We start from the raw sequence: 19,332 nt of genomic DNA, 5'->3' as shown, positions 1-19,332 counted from the left end.
ACGGGGTTGCCGCGGTCGTAGACGGCCAACGCGGGAATGACAGTGCTCGCGCCGCCGCCGGATCGCGCACGGAGACGATACTACTTAGCACGCGAAGCATTTCAAGCGGAAATATCTGCAAGCTTGGCATGCGTTACATGGTAGACATGTCATTTCTAGTATTTTTTCAGTGCTTTGGCCTTGTCCCAACAGCCCCATCCACGGTGATCTTGTCTTTCGTGAACGAAGCATTACAACCTGAATCGATGATTGACGGTGATCCACAGCCGCGCCCGGACCGCTGTGACGAGGTCCTGATCGCGCTGCGGCGGGTCATGCGCGCCGTTGACCTGCACTCCCGCGCCCTGGTGCGCAGCCACGGCCTCACCGCGCCGCAGGCGCTGGTGCTAAAGGAGATCGCCGCCGCCGGCGAGCTCGCCGTCGGCACCGTTGCGCAGCGGGTGAGCCTGAGCCACGCAACCACCACGGACATCGTCAATCGGCTGGAAAAGCGCGACCTCGTCGCCCGCACGCGCAGCAGCAACGACCGCCGGCGGGTCATGCTGCGCGCGACGCCGGCCGCGGTGGAGTCGCTGAGGCGCGCGCCGCCGTTGTTGCAGGAGTCCTTCTCGGGGCGCTTTGCCCAGCTCCCCGAATGGGAGCAGAGCATGCTGCTCGCGGCCCTGCAGCGCATCGCCGCGCTGATGGACGCCGAGCGCATCGACGCCGCACCGCTGCTGGCTGCCGGCAGCGTCGACGGCGCCGAGCCCGCGCCCGAGCCCGAGCCCGAGCCCGTCGCCGACAACGGCGCAGACTTGGTCGCAGATGAGCCGCCGCCCGCCTGAGCGCGTGGAGGCGTGATCGCCAGACGCGGCTCGGTGCGGCGCGCAGCAGACGCGGCCGGCGGCGGGCAGGTCCTGCGGCCGGTCAGCCGGTGGCCGGCACGCCAAGGAGGGTCCGCAGCGCGCTTTCTCGAAGCCTTCGGCTGGGTGTTGGCGTATCGGCAGCACTTGCCGGAGTGGACGCGGACGATGGCCGTGGCCAAGACCGTGCAGAGCGTCCTGAAAACCCACGGGCTCTCGCGCACGATACCGGCAGCGGTGCGGGCGGAGTTGATCGCGCACGCGCCGCTCGCGGCCCCGGTGGCCGACTTCCAGGCGCGGCTGCTCGAGCACGTCGACCGGGAAGCCGCCAAGCTGCCGGAAGGCGTGACCTGGCTGGCCGCCTCCGACATCATCGAATCGGTCTTCGGTCACTACAAGAGCTTTGCCGCGCGCAGTCCGCTCAAGGAGGTCGGCCGGCTGGTGCTGCTGATTCCGGCCTTCCTTTCGGACTTGAGCGCCCCGGTCATCCACGATGCGCTGGCATCAGTGCGCACCCTGGATGTCGAGCAGTGGGTCGAGCAGCATCTCAGGACTTCAATGCTCGCACGCCGTCGGCGTGCCCTGAGGCCAGACATCAAAACTGCATGAACGCTGCGGGGCTTTGTGGCGGGGGATTGAACAGCCTAGCGAGGCAGAGCCTCAGACCGACCAGGGCACGGCGCCTAGTCTTGCGCAGCCCGCTCGTCGGCGCATTGAAGCAAGGGCCAAGGGCCGCGGCGGGCTCCCTTGGCCCTTGGCCCTCGGCCCTTTCGCCTGCAAGCGCCGTGTCGTCGTGAAACTTGACTCATCTGCAAACATTCGCCGCCGCCAAGCAATCTAGTCCCGGCGTCAGCCTTCATTGAAAAAGGGATCCGGCAACGCGGGATTTCGTAGCTTCGCCGCGGCCCCGGCACCGACCACCGGCAGGTTCGCCGGATCGAGCAGGCCGATCTGCACTAGCACGCTCGCCTGATCCCAGTGGATGTGCTCGTGCGATACCTTGCCATCCGCGATGCCGACGATCACGACGAATACCGCCTCAACACGCTTGCACGTCGGCTCCACGCCCGGAAGCATCCAGTCGATCTTTTGCGTGTGCGTGAAGGAGATGATCAGCTCATCGACCAGCCGCTCCTCGCTGTAGGTGCGGGAGATGGTCTCGAAGGTCACGTCCGGCGGGAAGAACTGCCCGACCAGCCGCCTACTGTAAAAGTTCCGGACACTTTCCGGCCCCTGCCCGCCGACCATGGTCGGCACGTTCACCAGATGTGGGGTCGGCGCCATCGTCGCCAGCGTCCGGTCGAGATCTCCCTCCAACTCCGCGTTCATGTGCGCCGCAAAGATCGCATCGAGCTTCGCTTTCAGGTTCGGGTTTGACATTCGATGTGTGCTCGCAGTAGAGGATTGGGCTCGCTGACGCTGCGGCGCACGAAATCGACTAGGGGCTACTGTGCCTCTGCCGCCTCGATGACCGCCAGCGCCACCTTGCCGGCGTGGTCGGCCACGCCTTCGGCGCCGCTGTTTAGCGCGAGGGTGACGACGAGGTCCTTCTCGGGCAAGTAAATGTAGAGGGTGCGGAAGCCCATCGATTCGCCTTCGTACTGCCAGCCGGAGCCGAGCGCGGGCGAGGCAAAGCCCGAGATGCCGAGGCCGAAGCCATGGGGGTCGTCGGCGGTCAGCCGGGCAACCGCTTGGCCTGTCCGCATCGACACGACCCTGGTGAGCTCGGCGCGGGCATCGGCATCGAGGAGATCCGCCGACGTGAAGAGCGCCCGCACCCAGTTGTTGACCTCCTCGGGGCGCGAGACGCCTGCCCCGGCAGCCCCGCCCCAAGACATGTCCTCGCCCTTCACGTCGGCGCCGTCCAGAGCCTTCATTCCGTCATAGCCCTCGGCGACGAAATAGCCGGACGCCATGCGCTCGGTGATCTCGCGTGGATAGATGCCCGCCCGGTAGTAGGTGTTCGTTAGGCCGTAGCGCGGGCCGAACAGCCGCTGCTCGAAGTGTTCCTGCACCCCGCGTCCGGTAGCCTTCTCGATGACCATCCCGGCAAGGATGTAGTTGGTGTTCGAGTAGGAATAGCCCGTCGTCGGGTCCGGGGCGCCGGGATAGGCGGGGTCGGCAAAACCGACGAGGACCGCAGGCGAGAAGTGGCGCGACAGCCCGTTCCGACCGATATCGCCGATCATCGCGTCGACGTTGTCGTAGCTCGGGATGCCGCTCGTCATGTTCAGAAGCCGGCGTAGCGTGACGTCCTTCCACGCGGGATACTCCGGCAGCCATTCGCCCAGCGTGTCGTCGAGGTCGAGCACCCCTTCGGACTGGAGTTGCAGCAGCGTGACCGAGGTGAAGGACTTGGTGATGCTGCCGATCTGGAACAGCGTGTCGGGCGTCACGGCGGCGGCGCCGGCCTCGTTCGAGACCGCGCCGGCGGTCACGTTCACCGTGCCGCCGCCCTCGGGCAGGCTGACGCTGATCGAAATCGCGGTGGCCTGTTCGCCCGCGGCGGTGTCCGCGATGTAGGCGTCGGCGATGGTCTGGAGCTTCGTAGCGAGCACACCGTCTACCCGCGCAGGCGCCAGCCCGCTCAGTGCGGCGGTAAGCGTGAAGACGGCCGACCCGGCGGCGATCCTGTTGGCCATTAACCGCACCGTGGAAACCTCGTGCGCAAATTCGGTTTACGGATGGCGGTATGACCGTTGCCTCGGGGACCACACGTCAAGTCCCGCAGGACGTACGGCGCGAAAAAGAAGACGCCCCGACGGACCCAACCATCGCCGCCCTGGATCGACACCTGGGTATCGAAGCTCGCGGCGGATCGACGATCGGTCAAGGCGCCATCTGGGCGCGCAGTGGGCTCGCGATAGAGCAGAAAACCCGTTTTGCCGAACCTGCACCGGTTGTCGAAGTCGCCATCGGCACCGGTGTCGTCGTCAATCTCGTTCATTAGGATGATATGCGGGTCCACACCCCGGATGATCTCGGCGATCTGCCGTGCCCGCGCATTGTTCGGCGTCACCAGATCGGCCATCAGATGGCATTCGGTCCTGCGGTTCAGCGACTCATTGAAGGCGCGATGCCGACCTCCGCGGCACTGGCAGGTACAGCGCCACACTGCTCGCTGAGCTAGGAGAAGTGCGTTCTTATCTGGATTCCAAGAAATTGGCTTCACACGCCAAGATCAGCACGTTGTGTGCCGTTTGCATTTCCTGACGGCTAACCGAGGCTGGCCCGCCGCATGCTGTCGAGCCGCCCGCGTCTGCGGCGGCGCGGCAACGGGCGGTCGGGCCGAGCATATTTCTGCCGCGGTTGCGGCGGCCCATTTGAATAACCAAAAGGCATCACCTGACCGCGGTGGCGCTTGACCCCGTTGGCGCTTAAGCTTCGCGCAGCCACGCTTCGAGGCTGGCGACGCTGTCGAGATCGAAAATGGCCTCGGCGAGGCTTTCGAGGCGCGCCAGCGGCAGTTGCCCGATGCGCTCGCTCGTCCCCGCGGGCAGGGTGCCGAAGCGGTGCCTGGCTTGCCGCAGCAGCAAGGTCGTGGCTTCCGCCTTGCGGCCTTCTTCGTGGCCTTCTTCGCGGCCCAATGCCACCAGCTCCTTGTAGGTGCGGGTCTCTTCGAAGGGTGTCTCGATACCGAACATGGTCAGAATCTCCCGGTAGCTCATGTGGCTAAAGCGGACTGTCACCCAGGACATGAAGACGTCGGTCAGGCGCTCGCGCACGCGCTCGGGCAGCACCGCGGTGGCGATGCGCGCAAGCGCCTGCGGCCCCTCGCGGCGCAGCCGCTCCCGGTCCGCAACCCGGTAGGGCAGGAAGACCGCCAGCAGCGGATGCTCGGGGGCGCGCGCCGCCAGTGCATCCAGGATGCTTTCAAGATAGGCCACGCGCAACGGGGCGTCCGGGTGCCGGGCGGCGCCGTGCCAGGGCTCGGTGCGAGGGTCGAGGGCCGGTGTGGCGAACAGGATCAGCCCGCGCACGACCCGGCCCGGATGACGCTCGCCGACCAGCCCGAGCTCCACCAGCAGCCGGTAGTAGATGTTGGCGTCGCCCCGGCCCTGCACCTCGATCACCCAGATCGGCTCCCCCGGCGCATCCGGCAGCAGCACGCCGTCGGTGCGACGGTCGAGCCCTTTGACCTCCAGCGCCTCGAAATGATAGCGCCCGCGCACGCGGATGCCGTCGGTGAGGATCGCCAGGGTCTCGGCGTCGGCGCCGAGCAGGGCGTAGATCTCGCGGTCGGTTTTGATGTCGGGGCTCCCTTAGCCGGGGACGCCTGCGGCCGCGCGGATCGGCAGCGCTTGGCCCGAGGTGGTCCGGAATCACTTTACCCGGTGTGAGCGCTGCGGGTTAGGACTCGCGTAGCCACGCTTCGAGGCTGGCCACGCTGTCGAGATCGAAAATGGCCTCGGCGAGGCTTTCGAGGCGCGCCAGCGGCAGTTGGCCGATGCGCTCGCTCGTCCCCGCTGGCAGGGTGCCGAAGCGGTGCTTGGCTTGGCGCAGCAGCAAGGTCGTGGCTTCCGCCTTGCGGCCTTCCTCTCGGCCTTCTTTGCGGCCTTCTTTGCGGCCTTCTTCGTGGCCTTCTTCGCGGCCCAATGCCACCAGCTCTTTGTAGGTGCGGGTCTCTTCGAAGGGTGTCTCGATACCGAACATGGTCAGAATCTCCCGGTAGCTCATGTGGCTGAAGCGGACTGTCACCCAGGACATGAAGACGTCGGTCAGGCGCTCGCGTACGCGCTCGGGCAGCGCCGCGGTGGCGATGCGCGCAAGCGCCTGCGGCCCCTCGCGGCGCAGCCGCTCCCGGTCCGCAACCCGGTAGGGCAGGAAGACCGCCAGCAGCGGATGCTCGGGGGCACGCGCCGCCAGTGCATCCAGGATGCTTTCAAGATAGGCCACGCGCAACGGGGCGTCCGGGTGCCGGGCGGCGCCGTGCCAGGGCTCGGTGCGAGGGTCGAGGGCCGGTGTGGCGAACAGAATCAGCCCGCGCACGACCCGGCCCGGATGACGCTCGCCGACCAGCCCGAGCTCCACCAGCAGCCGGTAGTAGATGTTGGCGTCGCCCCGGCCCTGCACCTCGATCACCCAGATCGGCTCCTCCGGCGCATCCGGCAGCAGCACGCCGTCGGTGCGACGGTCGAGCCCTTTGACCTCCAGCGCCTCGAAATGATAGCGCCCGCGCACGCGGATGCCGTCGGTGAGAATCGCCAGGGTCTCGGCGTCGGCGCCGAGCAGGGTGTAGATCTCGCGGTCGGTTTTGATGTCGGGGCTCCCTTGAGCCGGGGACGCCTGCGGCCGCGCGGATCGGCAGCGCTTGGCTCGCGGTGGTCGGGAACCACTTTACCCCGTGCGGAACGGGAATCCCTAGCGCAATTTATGTAGCTCCACGTTCAGCCCAGCCCGCGCCAAGCCGCGGCCACGCGCGAAGCGCCGGCAGCAGTTTGGCGCGAGCTGGCGAGCTTGCAGGGCGGATTCTTAACCAGCTGCGGGTGTAATTGACCCCGGCCCCTTTTGCATTATTTCCGCTCTTCATTAAAAAGGGCTCTGACCCCTTTTCTCCATTGACCCCTTTTCTCCATTCAATCGGTTACGGATGTTGAGTGGGGGCTAAACGGTTACCAACGCCCTGGGTCTTGTGAGACGAGAGACCAGCCCCGAATTGATTTGGTCCGTTCCGGGGACATGGCTACAAAGCTGGACCTGACCCTGCGCCCGCTCAAAGGCCGGCGGTGCACCCGAGAGGTGGAAATTCTTTGCTCGGTCAATCCCCAGCACGCTTCAATACCCGAATCACCGTCTCGGGCTCGCGATCGACCACCTTCAGCAACACGCGAGCAGGCCCCCGCGGGGTGCGCAGGCCCTGCTCCCAGTTGCGCAGGGTCCCAAGGCTGATGCCGAATGCAGCACAGAACTGCTGCTGACTCATTCCGGTCTTGTCCCGGATGGCGCGCACGTCGATCGGCTCGCGGCGATGCTCGACCACCCCCGACTCACCGCCCTGGACGTGCGCAACGGCATCCGCCAGTCCCTCGGCAATCTCAGCGAATGCTCTACCCATTGTGGTTTCTCCAATAGGCCATCAGGTCATCGACCAACGAGCGGAGCTGCCGACGCTCCGCGAAGGACAGATCGGCCTTTTCGTTCTTCGCGAACAAGGCCAAGAGGTACAGAGGCATCTCCTCACCACCGACGAAATAGATCACGCGAGTACCGCCACGCTTGCCCCGCCCCTCGGCCCCCCAGCGGAGCTTGCGAATGCCGCCCAACCCCTGGATCAGTACGCCGGCCGTCGGATGCTCGGCAAGATAGTCGATGAGGCCCTCCCGCTCCTCGGGGGTGAGCAGCGATTCGGCCTTGCGGCGAAACGGGAGCGTCTCGGCGACCGTGATCATCCGCGCACTATACACCAATGACGTAGTCGTGGGCTGGATGCGTGGACCTGGTGTGGCGAAGCACGCGGTGCGATGCCCCAGGGCCTCACTCGCCTGGTCCCGCTGGCCCTGCGCTGGATCTTCCAATGGCGCGCGGTCGCTTGCAGGATCAGAATGCAGTGCCACCTGCCGCTTGGTCAGCTTCGCCGTGAACGGGTGCGGCGCCCCCTTCGGATTCGGTGGCACGAAGGACAGCCAATGGGGCGCATCCCCGGTACAGAACTCCCGCGACGGCACCAGCATGAGCCCATGCGCCTCCAGGGTCCCGTCCGGCGGCAGCTCGGACAGCCGGCGGGTCTCGACGCGACCCCGAGCGCCGCCTGAACCCGCTCGGGGCTTCGCCGGCACCGCCAAACTTGACCTGCATCAATGCCAAGATGCCAGGTACTATCCCCCACCGGGTTCTACAGTACACTCCTTACACGGCCGCACGGTGCCCGGGGCCGTCCCGGCGCGGGCAGGGAGGGCTGGCTAGCGTGTGGCGCAAATCCTTCTTCCGTCTATCGCGCCGGTTCGGCGGGTTAGCGGAGAGGGGCCTGCCGCTTCGCGTCTTTCGCTCGACCGGCGCGGGCAAGTGGTAGGGTAGCCGCATTCGTCTGATTCAAGCGAGATGCCGCCATGTATGGCGGAGAGAGCCTGCCGCGAACTCCGTATCGTTCGCAAGTGTGGTAGATGACATGTACGCGCTACACACCCTTGGCTGGAACGATTTTCAGCGACTATGTCTCACGATCACAAGGGAGATCCTCGGGCAGACAGTGGAGTCGTTTCTCGATTCGCATGATGGCGGTAGGGATGGCGCATTCACGGGAACGTGGAGTGCCACAGGAAGGGAGAGCCTTAGCGGCCCTTTCGTAATCCAATGCAAGTTCACCAGCAAGATCAACTCCGTCCTGAGAACGTCCGATCTGTCGGACGAAGTCGAAAAAGCCAAGAAGCTTGTCAAGCAAGGCGTTTGCGATTCCTACGTGCTCATGACGAATGCGGGTCTGTCCGGGACTGGAGATGAAAAGATCAAGGCGCTCTTCAAGGGGGCCGGAATCAAGCACGTCGCGACGTTCGGTTCCACCTGGATAAGCCAACAGATTCTTGAGAACAAGCGCCTACGCATGCTCGTTCCGAGACTATACGGAATAGGAGATTTAAGCCAGATTCTCGACGAGCGTGCCTACGTCCAGGCTCGCACTGTCCTTGAATCGATGCGCGAAGACCTCGCCAAGGTCGTCGTCACCGCCGCCTACAGGAAAGCCGTCGACGCGATCAACGAGTACAGTTTCGTGCTACTCCTCGGCGAGCCTGCTGCCGGCAAGACGACCATCGCATCCATGCTGGCGATGGCGGCAATCGACCAGTGGAACGCCTCGACGCTCAAGCTCGATGAACCCGGCAAGGTCACCGAGCATTGGAACCCAGACGAGCCGTCGCAGTTCTTCTGGCTGGACGACGCGTTCGGAGTGACCCAGTACGAGGAGTTCCTGGTCCACCGATGGAATCACATTTTGCCCCAAATCCGGCCAATGCTCCGAAAAGGAGCGAAGATCGTCATGACCTCGTAGAAAAATAGGGGACAGACCACGTTTTTCGGGGCGCCGCTTTGCCCCCTTCATAAAAACGTGGTCCGTCCCCATTTTCTCCCCTCGATCACCCAGATCGGCTCCTCCGGCGCATCCGGCAGCAGCACGCCGTCGGTGCGGCGGTCGAGCCCTTTGACCTCCAGCGCCTCGAAATGATAGCGCCCGCGCACGCAGATGCCGTCGGTGAGGATCGCCAGGGTCTCGGCGTCGGCGCCGAGCAGGGTGTAGATCTCGCGGTCGGTCTTGATGTCGGGGCTCCCTTGAGCCGGAGACGCCTGGGGCCGCGCGGATCGGCAGCGCTCGGCCCGAGGTGGTCCCGGACCACTTCACCCCGTCCGGAACGGGAATCCCTAGCCCAGTTTATGTGGCTCTACGTTCAGCACAGCCCGCGCCAAGCCGCGGCCACGCGTGCCGGCTGCAGTTCGGCGGGAGCCGGCGAGTTTGTCGGGCGAATGCTTCAACCGGCTAGGGCTGTAATTGACCCTTGCCCCTCTTCCCTAGGAACTCCAACTCCGCAATTAAGTAAACGGAGAGTAAGCCGGGGCCTTGCCGCCGTTTAGGCAGATGTTTGCTTTATCTGTTTGCCGCCTGGTTTCCCGGCGGTGCCGCAATATCTCTGCCATGCGACGGTTCGGCTCCCGGCTCGGAGCAGTAGGACTTGGAGTGTTACACCATCCGGCTCCCGGCCCGAGCCTTTCGCCGTGGAACAGGGGAGCGAGTCCAGCGCCCTGTCGACTCCGCGCGTGCGGCTTCCGCCGCAGCGCCGAGTGTGTCGCGCACCGCCACAAGGGCGGGCACGCCAACGGCGTGAAACGCGCGAGCATGGTTGTCACGGACAGAGTCCTCTCGGTGTAGGGCCGTGTTTCACCCGCGCATTATCTCGGGCCGCCACCCCTTTGCTCGACCCGCATTACCGGGCGTCACAGCTCGTATGGGTGGCTCCGACTTCCACGCATCACCGCCCGCGTCCTCGCTTTTACACTTGTTCGCGGGTGCCCGCTTCCCGCGGACCGATGCGTGGATCTCCCTGGTTACCGCATGTTCTCAATGTCAGGCTCGACACGGCCTCGGACCCCGGGGAGTATCCGTGCCGCTCGCCAGAGCGCGACACGGATTGTTGCCTGCCGGCGGGACAAAACCGTCGGCACTCACCAACCAAAATTTTCGGGGCTCAACACCTTCAGGGTCGGCTTCACCCGTTACCTTTGCACCTCGCCTGCGCATCAGCCGAAGCATCGACGCGCCTGTTACCAGTCACGCCGCAAGGCTCGATACTGGGCTCGCGGCTCACGATTACCCAGGCGGGATTCACACCCGCTAGATCACGCGGCCTTGCCAGGCCGCACTGTCCCCGGAATACGGAGTTTCTTGCCCACGGGGGTAGAGATGACCTGGCGGTTCACCGCGTAAAGCCGGATGGTGCCAAGGACTGGAACGAGACGCTCCTGTCCATGCGCCAGACGGGCCAGGTTATCGGTTGAAAGAAGTCCGTGGTACGTCCCCGATTTCTTCCCGATTTCTTCACCTGAAAGGGTCGGACATACCAGCCCAGGACAACGCCCTGGGTCTTGTGAGACGAGAGACCAGCCCCGAAACGATTTGTTCCGTTCCGGGGACATGGCTACAAAGCTGAACCTGGCCCTGCGCCCGCTCAAAGGCCGGCGGTGCACCCGAGAGGTGGAAATTCTTTGCTCGGTCAATCCCCAGCACGCTTCAATGCCCGAATCACCGTCTCGGGCTCGCGATCGACCACCTTCAGCAACACGCGAGCAGGCCCCCGCGGGGTGCGCAGGCCCTGCTCCCAGTTGCGCAGGGTCCCAAGGCTGATGCCGAATGCAGCACAGAACTGCTGCTGACTCATTCCGGTCTTGTCCCGGATCGCGCGCACGTCGATCGGCTCGCGGCGATGCTCGACCACCCCCGACTCACCGCCCTGGACGTGCGCAACGGCATCCGCCAGTCCCTCGGCAATCTCAGTGAATGCTCTACCCATTGTGGTTTCTCCAATAGGCCATCAGGTCATCGACCAACGAGCGGAGCTGCCGACGCTCCGCGAAGGACAGATCCGCCTTTTCGTTCTTCGCGAACAAGGCCAAGAGGTACAGAGGCATCTCCTCACCACCGACGAAATAGATCACGCGAGTACCGCCACGCTTGCCCCGCCCCTCGGCCCCCCAGCGGAGCTTGCGAATGCCGCCCGTCCCCTGGATCAGTACGCCGGCCGTCGGATGCTCGGCAAGATAGTCGATGAGGCCGTCCCGCTCCTCGGGGGTGAGCAGCGATTCGGCCTTGCGGCGAAACGGGAGCGTCTCGGGGCCTTGATCATCGTACCGGCCGCGATGACGCGAGGTACTGCTCGTGACACCGCTCCTGCGGTGTCACGCGCTCTTCGGCGCTCTGCGCCCCGCGGGGTGTGACGGGGCGACGAGGTCGGCAGCGGCCTTGGGACAGCGATCGCGGCGGGTGGGCGCGGAGCGCCGGGAGGCGGTGACACCGCGGGAGCGGTGTCACCAGAGAGAGAGCCGTCGCGCCAGTGGCTGCGTTGATGGCGCGGGACAGCAGGCGCATTCCTTCGGCCCGCTGCCATGCCCGTCGCTTGGCCGGAATGATGATCAAGGCCCGTCTCGGCGACCGTGATCATCCGCGCACTATACACCATTGACGTAGTCGTGGGCTGGATGCGTGGCCCCGGTGTGGCGAAGCACGCCGTGCGATGCCCCAGGGCCTCACTCGCCTGGTCCCGCTGGCCCTGCGCTGGATCTTCAAATGGCGCGCGGTCGCTTGCAGGATCAGCGCATGCAGGGCCACCTGCCGCTTGGTCAGCTTCGCCGTGAACGGGTGCGGCGCCCCCTTCGGATGCGGCGGCACGAAGGACAGCCAATGGGGCGCATCCCCGGCTCAAAACTCCCGCGACGGCACCAGCATCAGCCCATGCGCCTCCAGGGTTCCGTCCGGCGGCAGATCGGACAGCCGGCGCGTCTCGACGCGCGAGCTGAAGACATCGAAGGCGATGGCGACATGGGCAGGCGTGCCCGGCTTTGTCGCATCCCGACGCGCCCAGCGCAGCCGCGGCAGGGTCACGCCGCCGGGCCGGGTGACGCTTTGCAGCAGCCCGCGATCCTGCTCCGGCACCGCTCCGGCGCCGCTGCGCCGGCGCTCCGCCGTGGCGGCGAGAAAGCGCCCGCTCTGGGCCGTGGAGCGCCCGGTGCCGGGGAACAGCTCCAGCTCGAAGCTGTGCGCATCCTCGGCCTCGTCGGCCTCCGCCGCGTCCGCCACCGTGCGCTGCACCCGACCAAGCGCGCGGGCAACCGGCATTGCGTCTCCGGCGCGCAGCGCGTGCACCCGTATCCGCCGATACAGGGGATGCAACTGCAGACAGCGCCCCAGCTCCCCCGCCAGCGCGTCTGCGGCACCCTCGCCCACCGATGGCGCCGTCGCCTCGTCGCCCCCCGAGCAGCCTGCCGAGCAGGGCCAGCGTCGCCTTGGGCTCCGGATCATCGGCGGTCACCAGGGCCACCGCGTGCAACCCGAGCGTGTCGCCGAAGACGAAGGTCTGGCCTGGCGTAAGCCCGGGCAGGAATGCGGGATAGTGGGCACGGTTGACCGGGCGCAGGATCTCGGCCATGCGCTTCGCCGTCAACTTGCCGGCGTTCTCGGCGCGGTAGCGGTATTTGGCCACCATCAGGTGGCCACCATCAGGTCGAAGCCCTGCTGCCAGGCGACGCGCAACGGATGCGTCGGCAGCACGATCAGCCCGAGACAGGCACCGGACAGCGACTGCACCTCTAATGTTTGAATCAGCGTCGCGGCGGGGTCGGACTGTTCCCACAGCTTGCCCGCCGCGTTGATGTAGCGGTCGACCGGCCGCTGCTCATCCACCAGGTAGAGCACGCCGAGCGGGCCCTGGGTCGAGCGCAGCCAGGCTAGCGAAGTCCATTACAAATGATTTAGTCGGAGTACTTAACCCTTCGGAGTTCGTCAAGTTGGATCCTGCCATCTTTGTCTATCAGGCATGACAAAGGATTCCACCAGGTCTCTTCGCTCTTTAATCCTTTGGCTTGTAGGTAGATGTCGAAGGACATGGCGAATACAACCAGAACCAACAGTAAGTTTGCCGCCAAGTCCAACGGAACGACGCAGGCATATCCGAATAACATAGCGCAATACACCGATAGCCACCAAACAGTTGTATGCTTGAAGTATTCTCGTCCGTGCGAAGATCCGAGGTACGTAAAGCTTCGATCGCGGATAGCCCGCGGCAGCACCGATGCCAGCGCCTCCCACCGGCTCAAGGGTATTTGGACGATAAGGAACCCCAACATGAAAGGTGGAGTAGCGGAAAGTGGAAATTCATCAATGGCATACGACTCGCGTTCGCAGCGCACGGGGTCACGCGCATAACCGAACCACATTCCGAAAAGGAACCAAACGCATACAAAGAGTCCGACAACTGTCCAAAGGCTCATGTCACATAGCACTATCGCAGCAGCAACGCCCGTTAACGCACAAATATGTCCAATGCGATAAAGAGATTTGATAGCGCCGTATTCACTGCTGTTGACGAAGGTCTCGCCCTTACCGCAAATGATACTTCGACACCAATGCTTCGGGGTTGGACCGGCTTCCATCGCAAATATCCGAAGCACCAGCTCTAACACGACCTCACTACTCAAATTTTCTGTATACTGCGCGAATTCTGGCGCCCTGCCCCTAATCCAAAGCCGCATTTGCTCAACAACTCGGTCTTTAGGAGATGTATCGTTTTGCGACGGGTGACGCGTTTCCTGAAGCTGAGTGATGTAAGAGTTCAGAACATGTGCTTCGCGGCGCGCGTGGTGCAGCGCTGGTCCATGGTGTATCGCGGCAAAACCTAACCAGAGCAAACCGTTAACAGGATTGGTGCGTTCGGGACGTTTACTCAGATCCTGGGCGACGAGTAACACGAGCCGTGTGGTGTTGGCGGAAAGCTCTGGTGACGGCTCGCCGTCTAGGAAGGGCCGCCACAACCAGCCGAAAGTGCCCTGAGGGTTAACGCCACGCGGCTCGATGCTGAACCCCGCCCGCACCCTGTCAGTTGGGTGAAAATGGGGTGCACACGCCCTAGCGGCCGCTAACTTACGGTCTTCGACCCAAAGCTGCCGACAGAGCACCTCAAAGCCTTGCGCTGTATCGAGCTCGGCAAGGGTTTGCAGAAGACCGTCTAGGGTTGCCCGTACGACGGGGACGCCGTCCAGTGCAAGAGACATGCGATTTCCCATGCTGCTCTGCCAGGAGTTGACTTCCGCCTCAAGCGCAGTCGCGATGAGCGTTGCGGCAGTCTTGCAGGCGGTGCGCAGGCGCGGGAATCGCAACAGCAGCGGAATCATCATAGGCGCGATTGTCTCGTCCAGATTGCGAACCAAACAGCCGAATAGATGATTCGCTTGACGAGAAACGGCGCTTCGCTGCGGTTCCGCGAGTGACGGATCCTCCAAGGTCAGGAACCAGCGGAAGCAGAGGTCGCGTAACTGCGTGAAATTCCTTTCCGCGCCAGCCGTGCATCGTGCGGCACACCAGTGGATGTATGGCTCGGCGACAAGCGAATCATAGGTATGCTCGTTGACATACGCGCTCGCGTGATCTGATAAACTTGGGACTAAGCTGGAAGGTGGGAGAGTCGTCTCTCGCGACGAGAGTGCCTTTAGAAGAGTTGCAGCAAGTACTGGCGAGGCGCTACCGCCTTGCAGAATCCATCTGGCAAAGGCGTTAATCGAAGCGTGATTGCATAACCGAGACCAGAAGTAAACGAGATCGAGGTTCCCTTGGACGTTGCCAGTGAACGTAGAAACCAATTGTTGCGGGTGATCCTTATAGTGCCACGCTAGCACGTAGTCGCGAAACAGAGGGTGTAGAAAGCGAAGCGAGTTCGTGCCACCGAGGGAAAATTGTCGGGGGATTAGTATCCCGTTACAGATGGCACGCTCAATTGCTATGATGTGTTGCTGATGATGCCCCAACCCATGGTAAGTCAGGGCCTTGCCGAGGTCTCGTTGCAGTTCGGCACCTGGGCTTAGCAAGCCGTCGACACGATTGGCGGCCAGCCAACCTAGCACCGCATACAGGACAGTGCGATCGACAGGCTGTTCGTCCGTACGCAATAGAATATCTGCCGCGCGGTCGACCAGATCGAAAGGGTTGGCAACCGTTGGGTCAAGCGCCGCGCCATTTCTGAGCAGCCAGATCAGAATCGAAAAGTAGATGGGCTGGAGACAAAGCACGGATAGTTGTGGATGCTCCAGGAGCGACGGCATCCGGTCCGCGGCATCATTGAGGCCGCTGGCACGCATACGCGTGGTCACGTCGGCTGCCCGAGTCAGTTGCTCATCTATTGCCATTCTGCGCAACTCAATCGTAACGGAGTGGCTTTTAATCCCTGCATGCTGCCATCGTCGATCCAGAATGTAGCGGTAGAAGGGCGTTCGGCAGGCGATGACGAACCGATGCTTCGTGGCCGTCAGCGTGTAGTCGAGAATCTCTTGGAGCGCACCTAAGGCCGGTTCCTGGAAATGGTCAATGTCATCGATGATAAAGATTATCCGATGACGCTGAGCCATGGAATAAATTGGTTTTGCGAATTTATCTATCTGAAGTTTCCGCATTTCCGCTAGGCGACGAGCCGCATGATCACCGAGATCAGGGATTTATTGTCGGGTTTGCCGGGATCGCGGCAAACAATACCAAAACCCTCTCGCCCGATCTCTTTGGCGAGGGCGCGGCGCACATCGGCGAAGGCGTATTCGTTGGTGTTGTCTGAAGCATAGCGCCGGATGGGGGCTTGTTTGAGATGCGCGGCGTAGATCCAAGTGATGGCAGTCGCCGCCATGCAGAAGTGCAGATGGTTGGTGACCGCATCGGGATTGCGCGTCTGCGTGTCGCTGCTGCCGATCTCCTGTTTGATCTCGCGGAACCCGGCCTCGATTTTCCACCGCGCGGCATAGTATTCCACGATCTGTTCGACGCTGAGCGTCAGGTCGGTGGTCATCAAGGCGACCCACTGCGTCTTGCGATAGACCCAGACGACCCGCACCGGGCAGCGCAGCGTCCTGAGCATCACCACCTGCTCGGCGGCGAGGACCTCGCGCAGCGCGCCATAAACGTGCAGGGTATAGGCGTGCGCCTGCGGGCGCATGCGCGCGGCCAAGTCGGCGGCATTGCCGAGGCGCGGGCCGTACTTGCGCGGGCGCCCGGCCTTGCCCGGGGACGACGTCGGCAGTGCATACAGCACCGTGTTCGAGCGCAGGCGCGAGAGCAGATGCGCGTGCTCGCCCAAGGATGCACGCAGCGGCTTGAACAGACCGTTGTTGCCGAACCAGCTGTCGCAGACCACCAACACAGGCGTCTGTGGGAAGCAGCGTGCCACGCGCTTGATCAATCCTTGCGCTTGGGTGAGTTTGTCGGCGAAGCGCACCGCCTTGCCCCGCACGCGCACGCAGCCGGCGCGCAGCAGCGTGCGGCGCAGATAGAACGCGAACGCCAAGGGCACGCAACACCAGCGCTCGTGAATCGGCAGCAGCAACCCCAGCGTGACGATGGTCTGTGCCCACGGCCAGCGCGTCTGGTTGGTCTTCGCCGCATGATCGAAGGTGCGTTGACAGGCGAAGATATGCCGTCCCGTCTTCGGATTGATCGAATCGTCGAGCGCCAGCAGCAAACGGCCCTCCGTCAGCGGACTCGGAATCGCCCGCCACAGCGTCTCCCACAGCGCATCCCAGGGCAGCTTCGCCGACGCCATGAAGGTGTAATAGCGCCCCTGCGCGATCGTCACGCCGAACAGCGTCGCAATGCTGCGCAGCAGACTCGATGTCCGCGACGCGGTGACCGGCACCAGGATCGCCTGCAACGTCAGCACGAACCAGTGGAACCGCTCGTTGCCGTGCTCGGTGAGCGGAAACAGGAATTGAAAATCGCGAGCCAACGTGCGTAAGATGGACATCGAATAGGGGCTCTTTTCCGCGTTTGATCATGTGCTTAGACAACCTTGATTATACCGCGGAATGAGCCCTTATTCACGACTAAGCAATTGATTTCGTATCCAAATACCTGCGCGCACGCAGGTCATACGCACGGGTCAATAAGTATCTTAGCGGATGATGATATGCGCCCGTCCATCATTGATCGCTTATATTCTAATGCGCAACACCAGGCGTCGTCGCGAATGCCGATATTATGTCGTTTATTAATACTGGCTATTAGCACGCCGCAAAACCCGGAAACTTCAGTTTATCTATGTCTAGGTAGAAAAATGGAGCACAGTTGCTCAAGGCATTTCTGACAAGCCGGTGAAACCTTGCGTGCGGGGTGCCTGTCCCTGCGCTTCTGACGACATTTTCGTCTAGAATGATTGGCGTTGAGCTGACAAGACCGAGTCGGCTACGGCTCATAAATGCTTGGTTATGCAAGAGATGCTTCAAAAAGCATGTCTTGCCAACACCCGCGTCTCCGGTAACTAAGGCCAAGGGTTTTGCGGGTTTCGTGACTTGATCGAACTCAAGAGTATGGTATGGATAATATTCAAGCCCCGTACCCAACGGATCTTGAAACGATGCGTGTTCGGAAAGGAGCGATCTGTAACGAGACAGCAGGACTTGAAATCGTAGTGGCTTCCAAACGACAACGACGGTCGCGACGGCGAATGTGGCGACAATGCTTGCGCCGATCCCGGCAACAAATTCGAGCAAAGAGATGTTCATCGCGATGCATTGACTCCTCGATAGGGATTCACTCTTGGGCAATCCGCACACACCTGAATCGGCAGTTCCGGGGACAGTTTACTCATCTCCCGCCCATCGCCGAGAGCGAGTTAAATAAACTGTCCACGGAGCTTGCTGTGCCCAACAAGTCCATCCACGCCACGTGCGAAGACGCACGCGGAAATGGGGGACACGCGGAAATGGGGGACAGACCACGGTTAAGCCGACCACTTCGCCAGCATTCTTCGTTTCCCACCCCGACCCGGTCGCACAGATTCCAGATCGCAGTTCCCCCGATCCGATCCTAAGAACAGGAAGCTAATCCGTTTCCGTGCCCACGACAACCGCCGGGCGGCGGATCGGTCCCGCTCGTGCGGCGTGTTCGACCCTAGTCAACTGTAAACCCGTGCTTGGGGCGTTCAGCGCTAGATGGTCCGGGTCCGGGCGTCGCCGCCGACGACAACGACAACGACAAGGACAACGAGGGAGAGCATCAGCATATTCCAATATTCAGGAAACCCTGACTCATGCGAGTTCCGGGGACGAGTTCCGGGGACGTTTACTCATCTCCCGGGAATTCCGGGGACAGTTAACTTAATACCTTCTGCGCGCGGTGGAGCGATCAGTAAACCGCCCCCGGGACTGCGCATCCCCACCACGCACAGCCACGCCGCTGTTCGGCATTCTTTCTAGGGAGTGAACGCAATGAAGAAGCGTCAAATCGTAGATGCGCTGCTTTGCTCGAGTTCTGACCCGGTCTTCGTTTGACGCGGGCTCTCGTCGGGCGCGGCGGCATCGGGCGGCCGGGGCTCGCCACCCGGTATCAGGCCGCGAATCGCCGGACTTCGATCTCAGCGCCCTGCGACACCACTTGCTCCCCCATCGCCAGCACGCGTTCCGTCACGGCCTCGTCCAGATAGCGCAAAAAATAGGGGACAGACCACGTTTTTCGGGGCGCCGCTTTGCCCCCTTCATAAAAACGTGGTCCGTCCCCATTTTCTCGCGTCCCCATTTTCTCGCCTAAAAACGTGGTCCGTCCCCATTTTCTCGCCCGTCCCCATTTTCTCGCCGTCCCCATTTTCTCGCGGGGGCGACCCAAGAAACGAAGATGCGACCCCGAGCGCCCCCTGACTCCACTCGGGGCTTCGCCGGCACCGCCAAACTTGACCTGCCTCAATGCCAAGATGCCAGGTACTATCCCCCACCGGGTTCTACAGTACACTCCTTACACGGCCGCGCGGTGCCCGGGGCCGTCCCAGCGGGGGTCGGGAGGGCTCGCTAGCGTGGGGCGCTAATCCTTCCTCCGTCTATCACGCCGGTTCGGCGGATTAGACGAGAGGGGCCTGGCGCTTCGCGTCTTTCGCTCGACCGGCGCGGGCAAGTGGTTGGATAGCCGTAAACGGTAGAATCAGTTGTTATGCGTGAAAGGCCATGAATAGGGAAGAAGCAACTCTCATAGCAGCTTTGATTGCGGCCGGAGCGTCAGCATTCACTGTTGCGACGAATCTCCGTGCTCAGAAATCGGCTGAACTCCGAGCTTCGTATCGTGAATCACTTGAACCCCACATTAGCGAACTTGGGGAAGCGTTACACGAAATTGTCGCTGCCACAAATATCTATCTGTTCAAAGCAAGGTCTGACGAGTCGAGAGGAAAATGGCGTCAGCGGAAAAATAGCGGAAAAATAGGGGACAGACCACGTTTTTCGGGGCGCCGCTTTGCCCCCTTCATAAAAACGTGGTCCGTCCCCATTTTCTCCG

Annotated in this window: 18 protein-coding genes; 3 read left to right on the top strand and 15 right to left on the bottom strand. The window is 62.8% G+C overall.

Annotation, left to right across the window (positions count from 1 at the left end; genetic code table 11):
- Positions 1-245 precede the first annotated feature (245 nt).
- Both ML01_RS14380 and ML01_RS14375 read left to right on the top strand, forming a co-directional pair.
- The gene (locus ML01_RS14380) at positions 246-824 is read left to right on the top strand and encodes a MarR family winged helix-turn-helix transcriptional regulator (protein ID WP_082674294.1); all 579 of its coding nucleotides are present in this window, start codon (positions 246-248) and stop codon (positions 822-824) included.
- Between the two features lie 12 nt (positions 825-836).
- Positions 837-1,451, top strand: a complete 615-nt coding sequence (locus tag ML01_RS14375) for a hypothetical protein (protein ID WP_058556097.1) — start codon at positions 837-839, stop codon at positions 1,449-1,451.
- Between the two features lie 240 nt (positions 1,452-1,691).
- Here the strand turns inward: ML01_RS14375 and ML01_RS14370 are convergent, their stop codons facing one another.
- From ML01_RS14370 to ML01_RS30220, 7 genes are all read right to left on the bottom strand, one after another.
- Positions 1,692-2,222 carry a nuclear transport factor 2 family protein gene (locus tag ML01_RS14370; RefSeq protein ID WP_058556096.1) on the bottom strand — a complete coding sequence of 177 codons (531 nt, stop codon included), beginning with the start codon at positions 2,220-2,222 and terminating at the stop codon, positions 1,692-1,694.
- A 65-nt stretch (positions 2,223-2,287) separates the two neighbouring features.
- Entirely contained in the window at positions 2,288-3,484 is a 1,197-nt protein-coding gene (locus ML01_RS14365) for a serine hydrolase (RefSeq protein ID WP_058556095.1), read from the bottom strand.
- Entirely contained in the window at positions 3,484-3,873 is a 390-nt protein-coding gene (locus ML01_RS14360; protein ID WP_058556094.1) for an endonuclease/exonuclease/phosphatase family protein, read from the bottom strand. Before ML01_RS14360 ends, ML01_RS14365 begins: the two co-directional genes overlap by 1 nt.
- Before the next feature lie 346 nt (positions 3,874-4,219).
- Positions 4,220-5,074, bottom strand: a complete 855-nt coding sequence (locus tag ML01_RS14355; RefSeq protein WP_256363654.1) for a DUF2887 domain-containing protein — start codon at positions 5,072-5,074, stop codon at positions 4,220-4,222.
- Positions 5,075-5,192: 118 nt separating this feature from the next.
- Positions 5,193-6,083: a DUF2887 domain-containing protein gene (locus ML01_RS14350; RefSeq protein WP_256363653.1), complete on the bottom strand. Its 891-nt coding sequence runs from the start codon at positions 6,081-6,083 to the stop codon at positions 5,193-5,195.
- 517 nt (positions 6,084-6,600) lie between these two features.
- On the bottom strand, positions 6,601-6,897 hold the full coding sequence (locus ML01_RS14345; protein ID WP_058556091.1) for a DNA-binding transcriptional regulator: 297 nt from the start codon (positions 6,895-6,897) through the stop codon (positions 6,601-6,603).
- A complete protein-coding gene (locus ML01_RS30220) occupies positions 6,890-7,618 on the bottom strand; it encodes a type II toxin-antitoxin system RelE/ParE family toxin (RefSeq protein WP_216819186.1) in 729 nt (242 codons plus the stop codon). The genes ML01_RS14345 and ML01_RS30220 overlap by 8 nt, the downstream gene beginning before the upstream one ends.
- Before the next feature lie 329 nt (positions 7,619-7,947).
- On the opposite strand from ML01_RS30220, the gene ML01_RS14335 reads away from it, so the two are divergent.
- Complete coding sequence (locus tag ML01_RS14335) at positions 7,948-8,826, top strand: hypothetical protein (protein ID WP_216819185.1); 879 nt, start codon at positions 7,948-7,950, stop codon at positions 8,824-8,826.
- Between the two features lie 47 nt (positions 8,827-8,873).
- Here the strand turns inward: ML01_RS14335 and ML01_RS27390 are convergent, their stop codons facing one another.
- The 8 genes from ML01_RS27390 to ML01_RS30215 form a co-directional block, all read right to left on the bottom strand.
- On the bottom strand, positions 8,874-9,074 hold the full coding sequence (locus tag ML01_RS27390) for an Rpn family recombination-promoting nuclease/putative transposase (protein ID WP_256363652.1): 201 nt from the start codon (positions 9,072-9,074) through the stop codon (positions 8,874-8,876).
- 1,466 nt (positions 9,075-10,540) lie between these two features.
- Positions 10,541-10,837: a DNA-binding transcriptional regulator gene (locus ML01_RS14330; RefSeq protein WP_058556090.1), complete on the bottom strand. Its 297-nt coding sequence runs from the start codon at positions 10,835-10,837 to the stop codon at positions 10,541-10,543.
- Complete coding sequence (locus tag ML01_RS30635) at positions 10,830-11,036, bottom strand: type II toxin-antitoxin system RelE/ParE family toxin (protein ID WP_256363651.1); 207 nt, start codon at positions 11,034-11,036, stop codon at positions 10,830-10,832. The genes ML01_RS14330 and ML01_RS30635 overlap by 8 nt, the downstream gene beginning before the upstream one ends.
- A 706-nt stretch (positions 11,037-11,742) precedes the next feature.
- Complete coding sequence (locus ML01_RS14320; protein ID WP_156427731.1) at positions 11,743-12,342, bottom strand: hypothetical protein; 600 nt, start codon at positions 12,340-12,342, stop codon at positions 11,743-11,745.
- Between the two features lie 183 nt (positions 12,343-12,525).
- A complete protein-coding gene (locus ML01_RS14315) occupies positions 12,526-12,735 on the bottom strand; it encodes a hypothetical protein (RefSeq protein ID WP_058556087.1) in 210 nt (69 codons plus the stop codon).
- A gap of 56 nt (positions 12,736-12,791) precedes the next feature.
- On the bottom strand, positions 12,792-15,437 hold the full coding sequence (locus tag ML01_RS28790; RefSeq protein WP_156427730.1) for a hypothetical protein: 2,646 nt from the start codon (positions 15,435-15,437) through the stop codon (positions 12,792-12,794).
- A 50-nt stretch (positions 15,438-15,487) separates the two neighbouring features.
- Entirely contained in the window at positions 15,488-16,816 is a 1,329-nt protein-coding gene (locus ML01_RS14305) for a transposase (protein ID WP_058556085.1), read from the bottom strand.
- A 256-nt stretch (positions 16,817-17,072) separates the two neighbouring features.
- Positions 17,073-17,573: a hypothetical protein gene (locus ML01_RS30215; protein ID WP_216819184.1), complete on the bottom strand. Its 501-nt coding sequence runs from the start codon at positions 17,571-17,573 to the stop codon at positions 17,073-17,075.
- Positions 17,574-19,332: the final 1,759 nt, after the last annotated feature.

Source organism: Thiohalocapsa sp. ML1 (assembly GCF_001469165.1).
Lineage (GTDB): Bacteria > Pseudomonadota > Gammaproteobacteria > Chromatiales > Chromatiaceae > Thiohalocapsa.
Note: the sequence above shows the minus strand (reverse complement) of the source record. Positions and strands in the feature narration are given on the sequence as shown.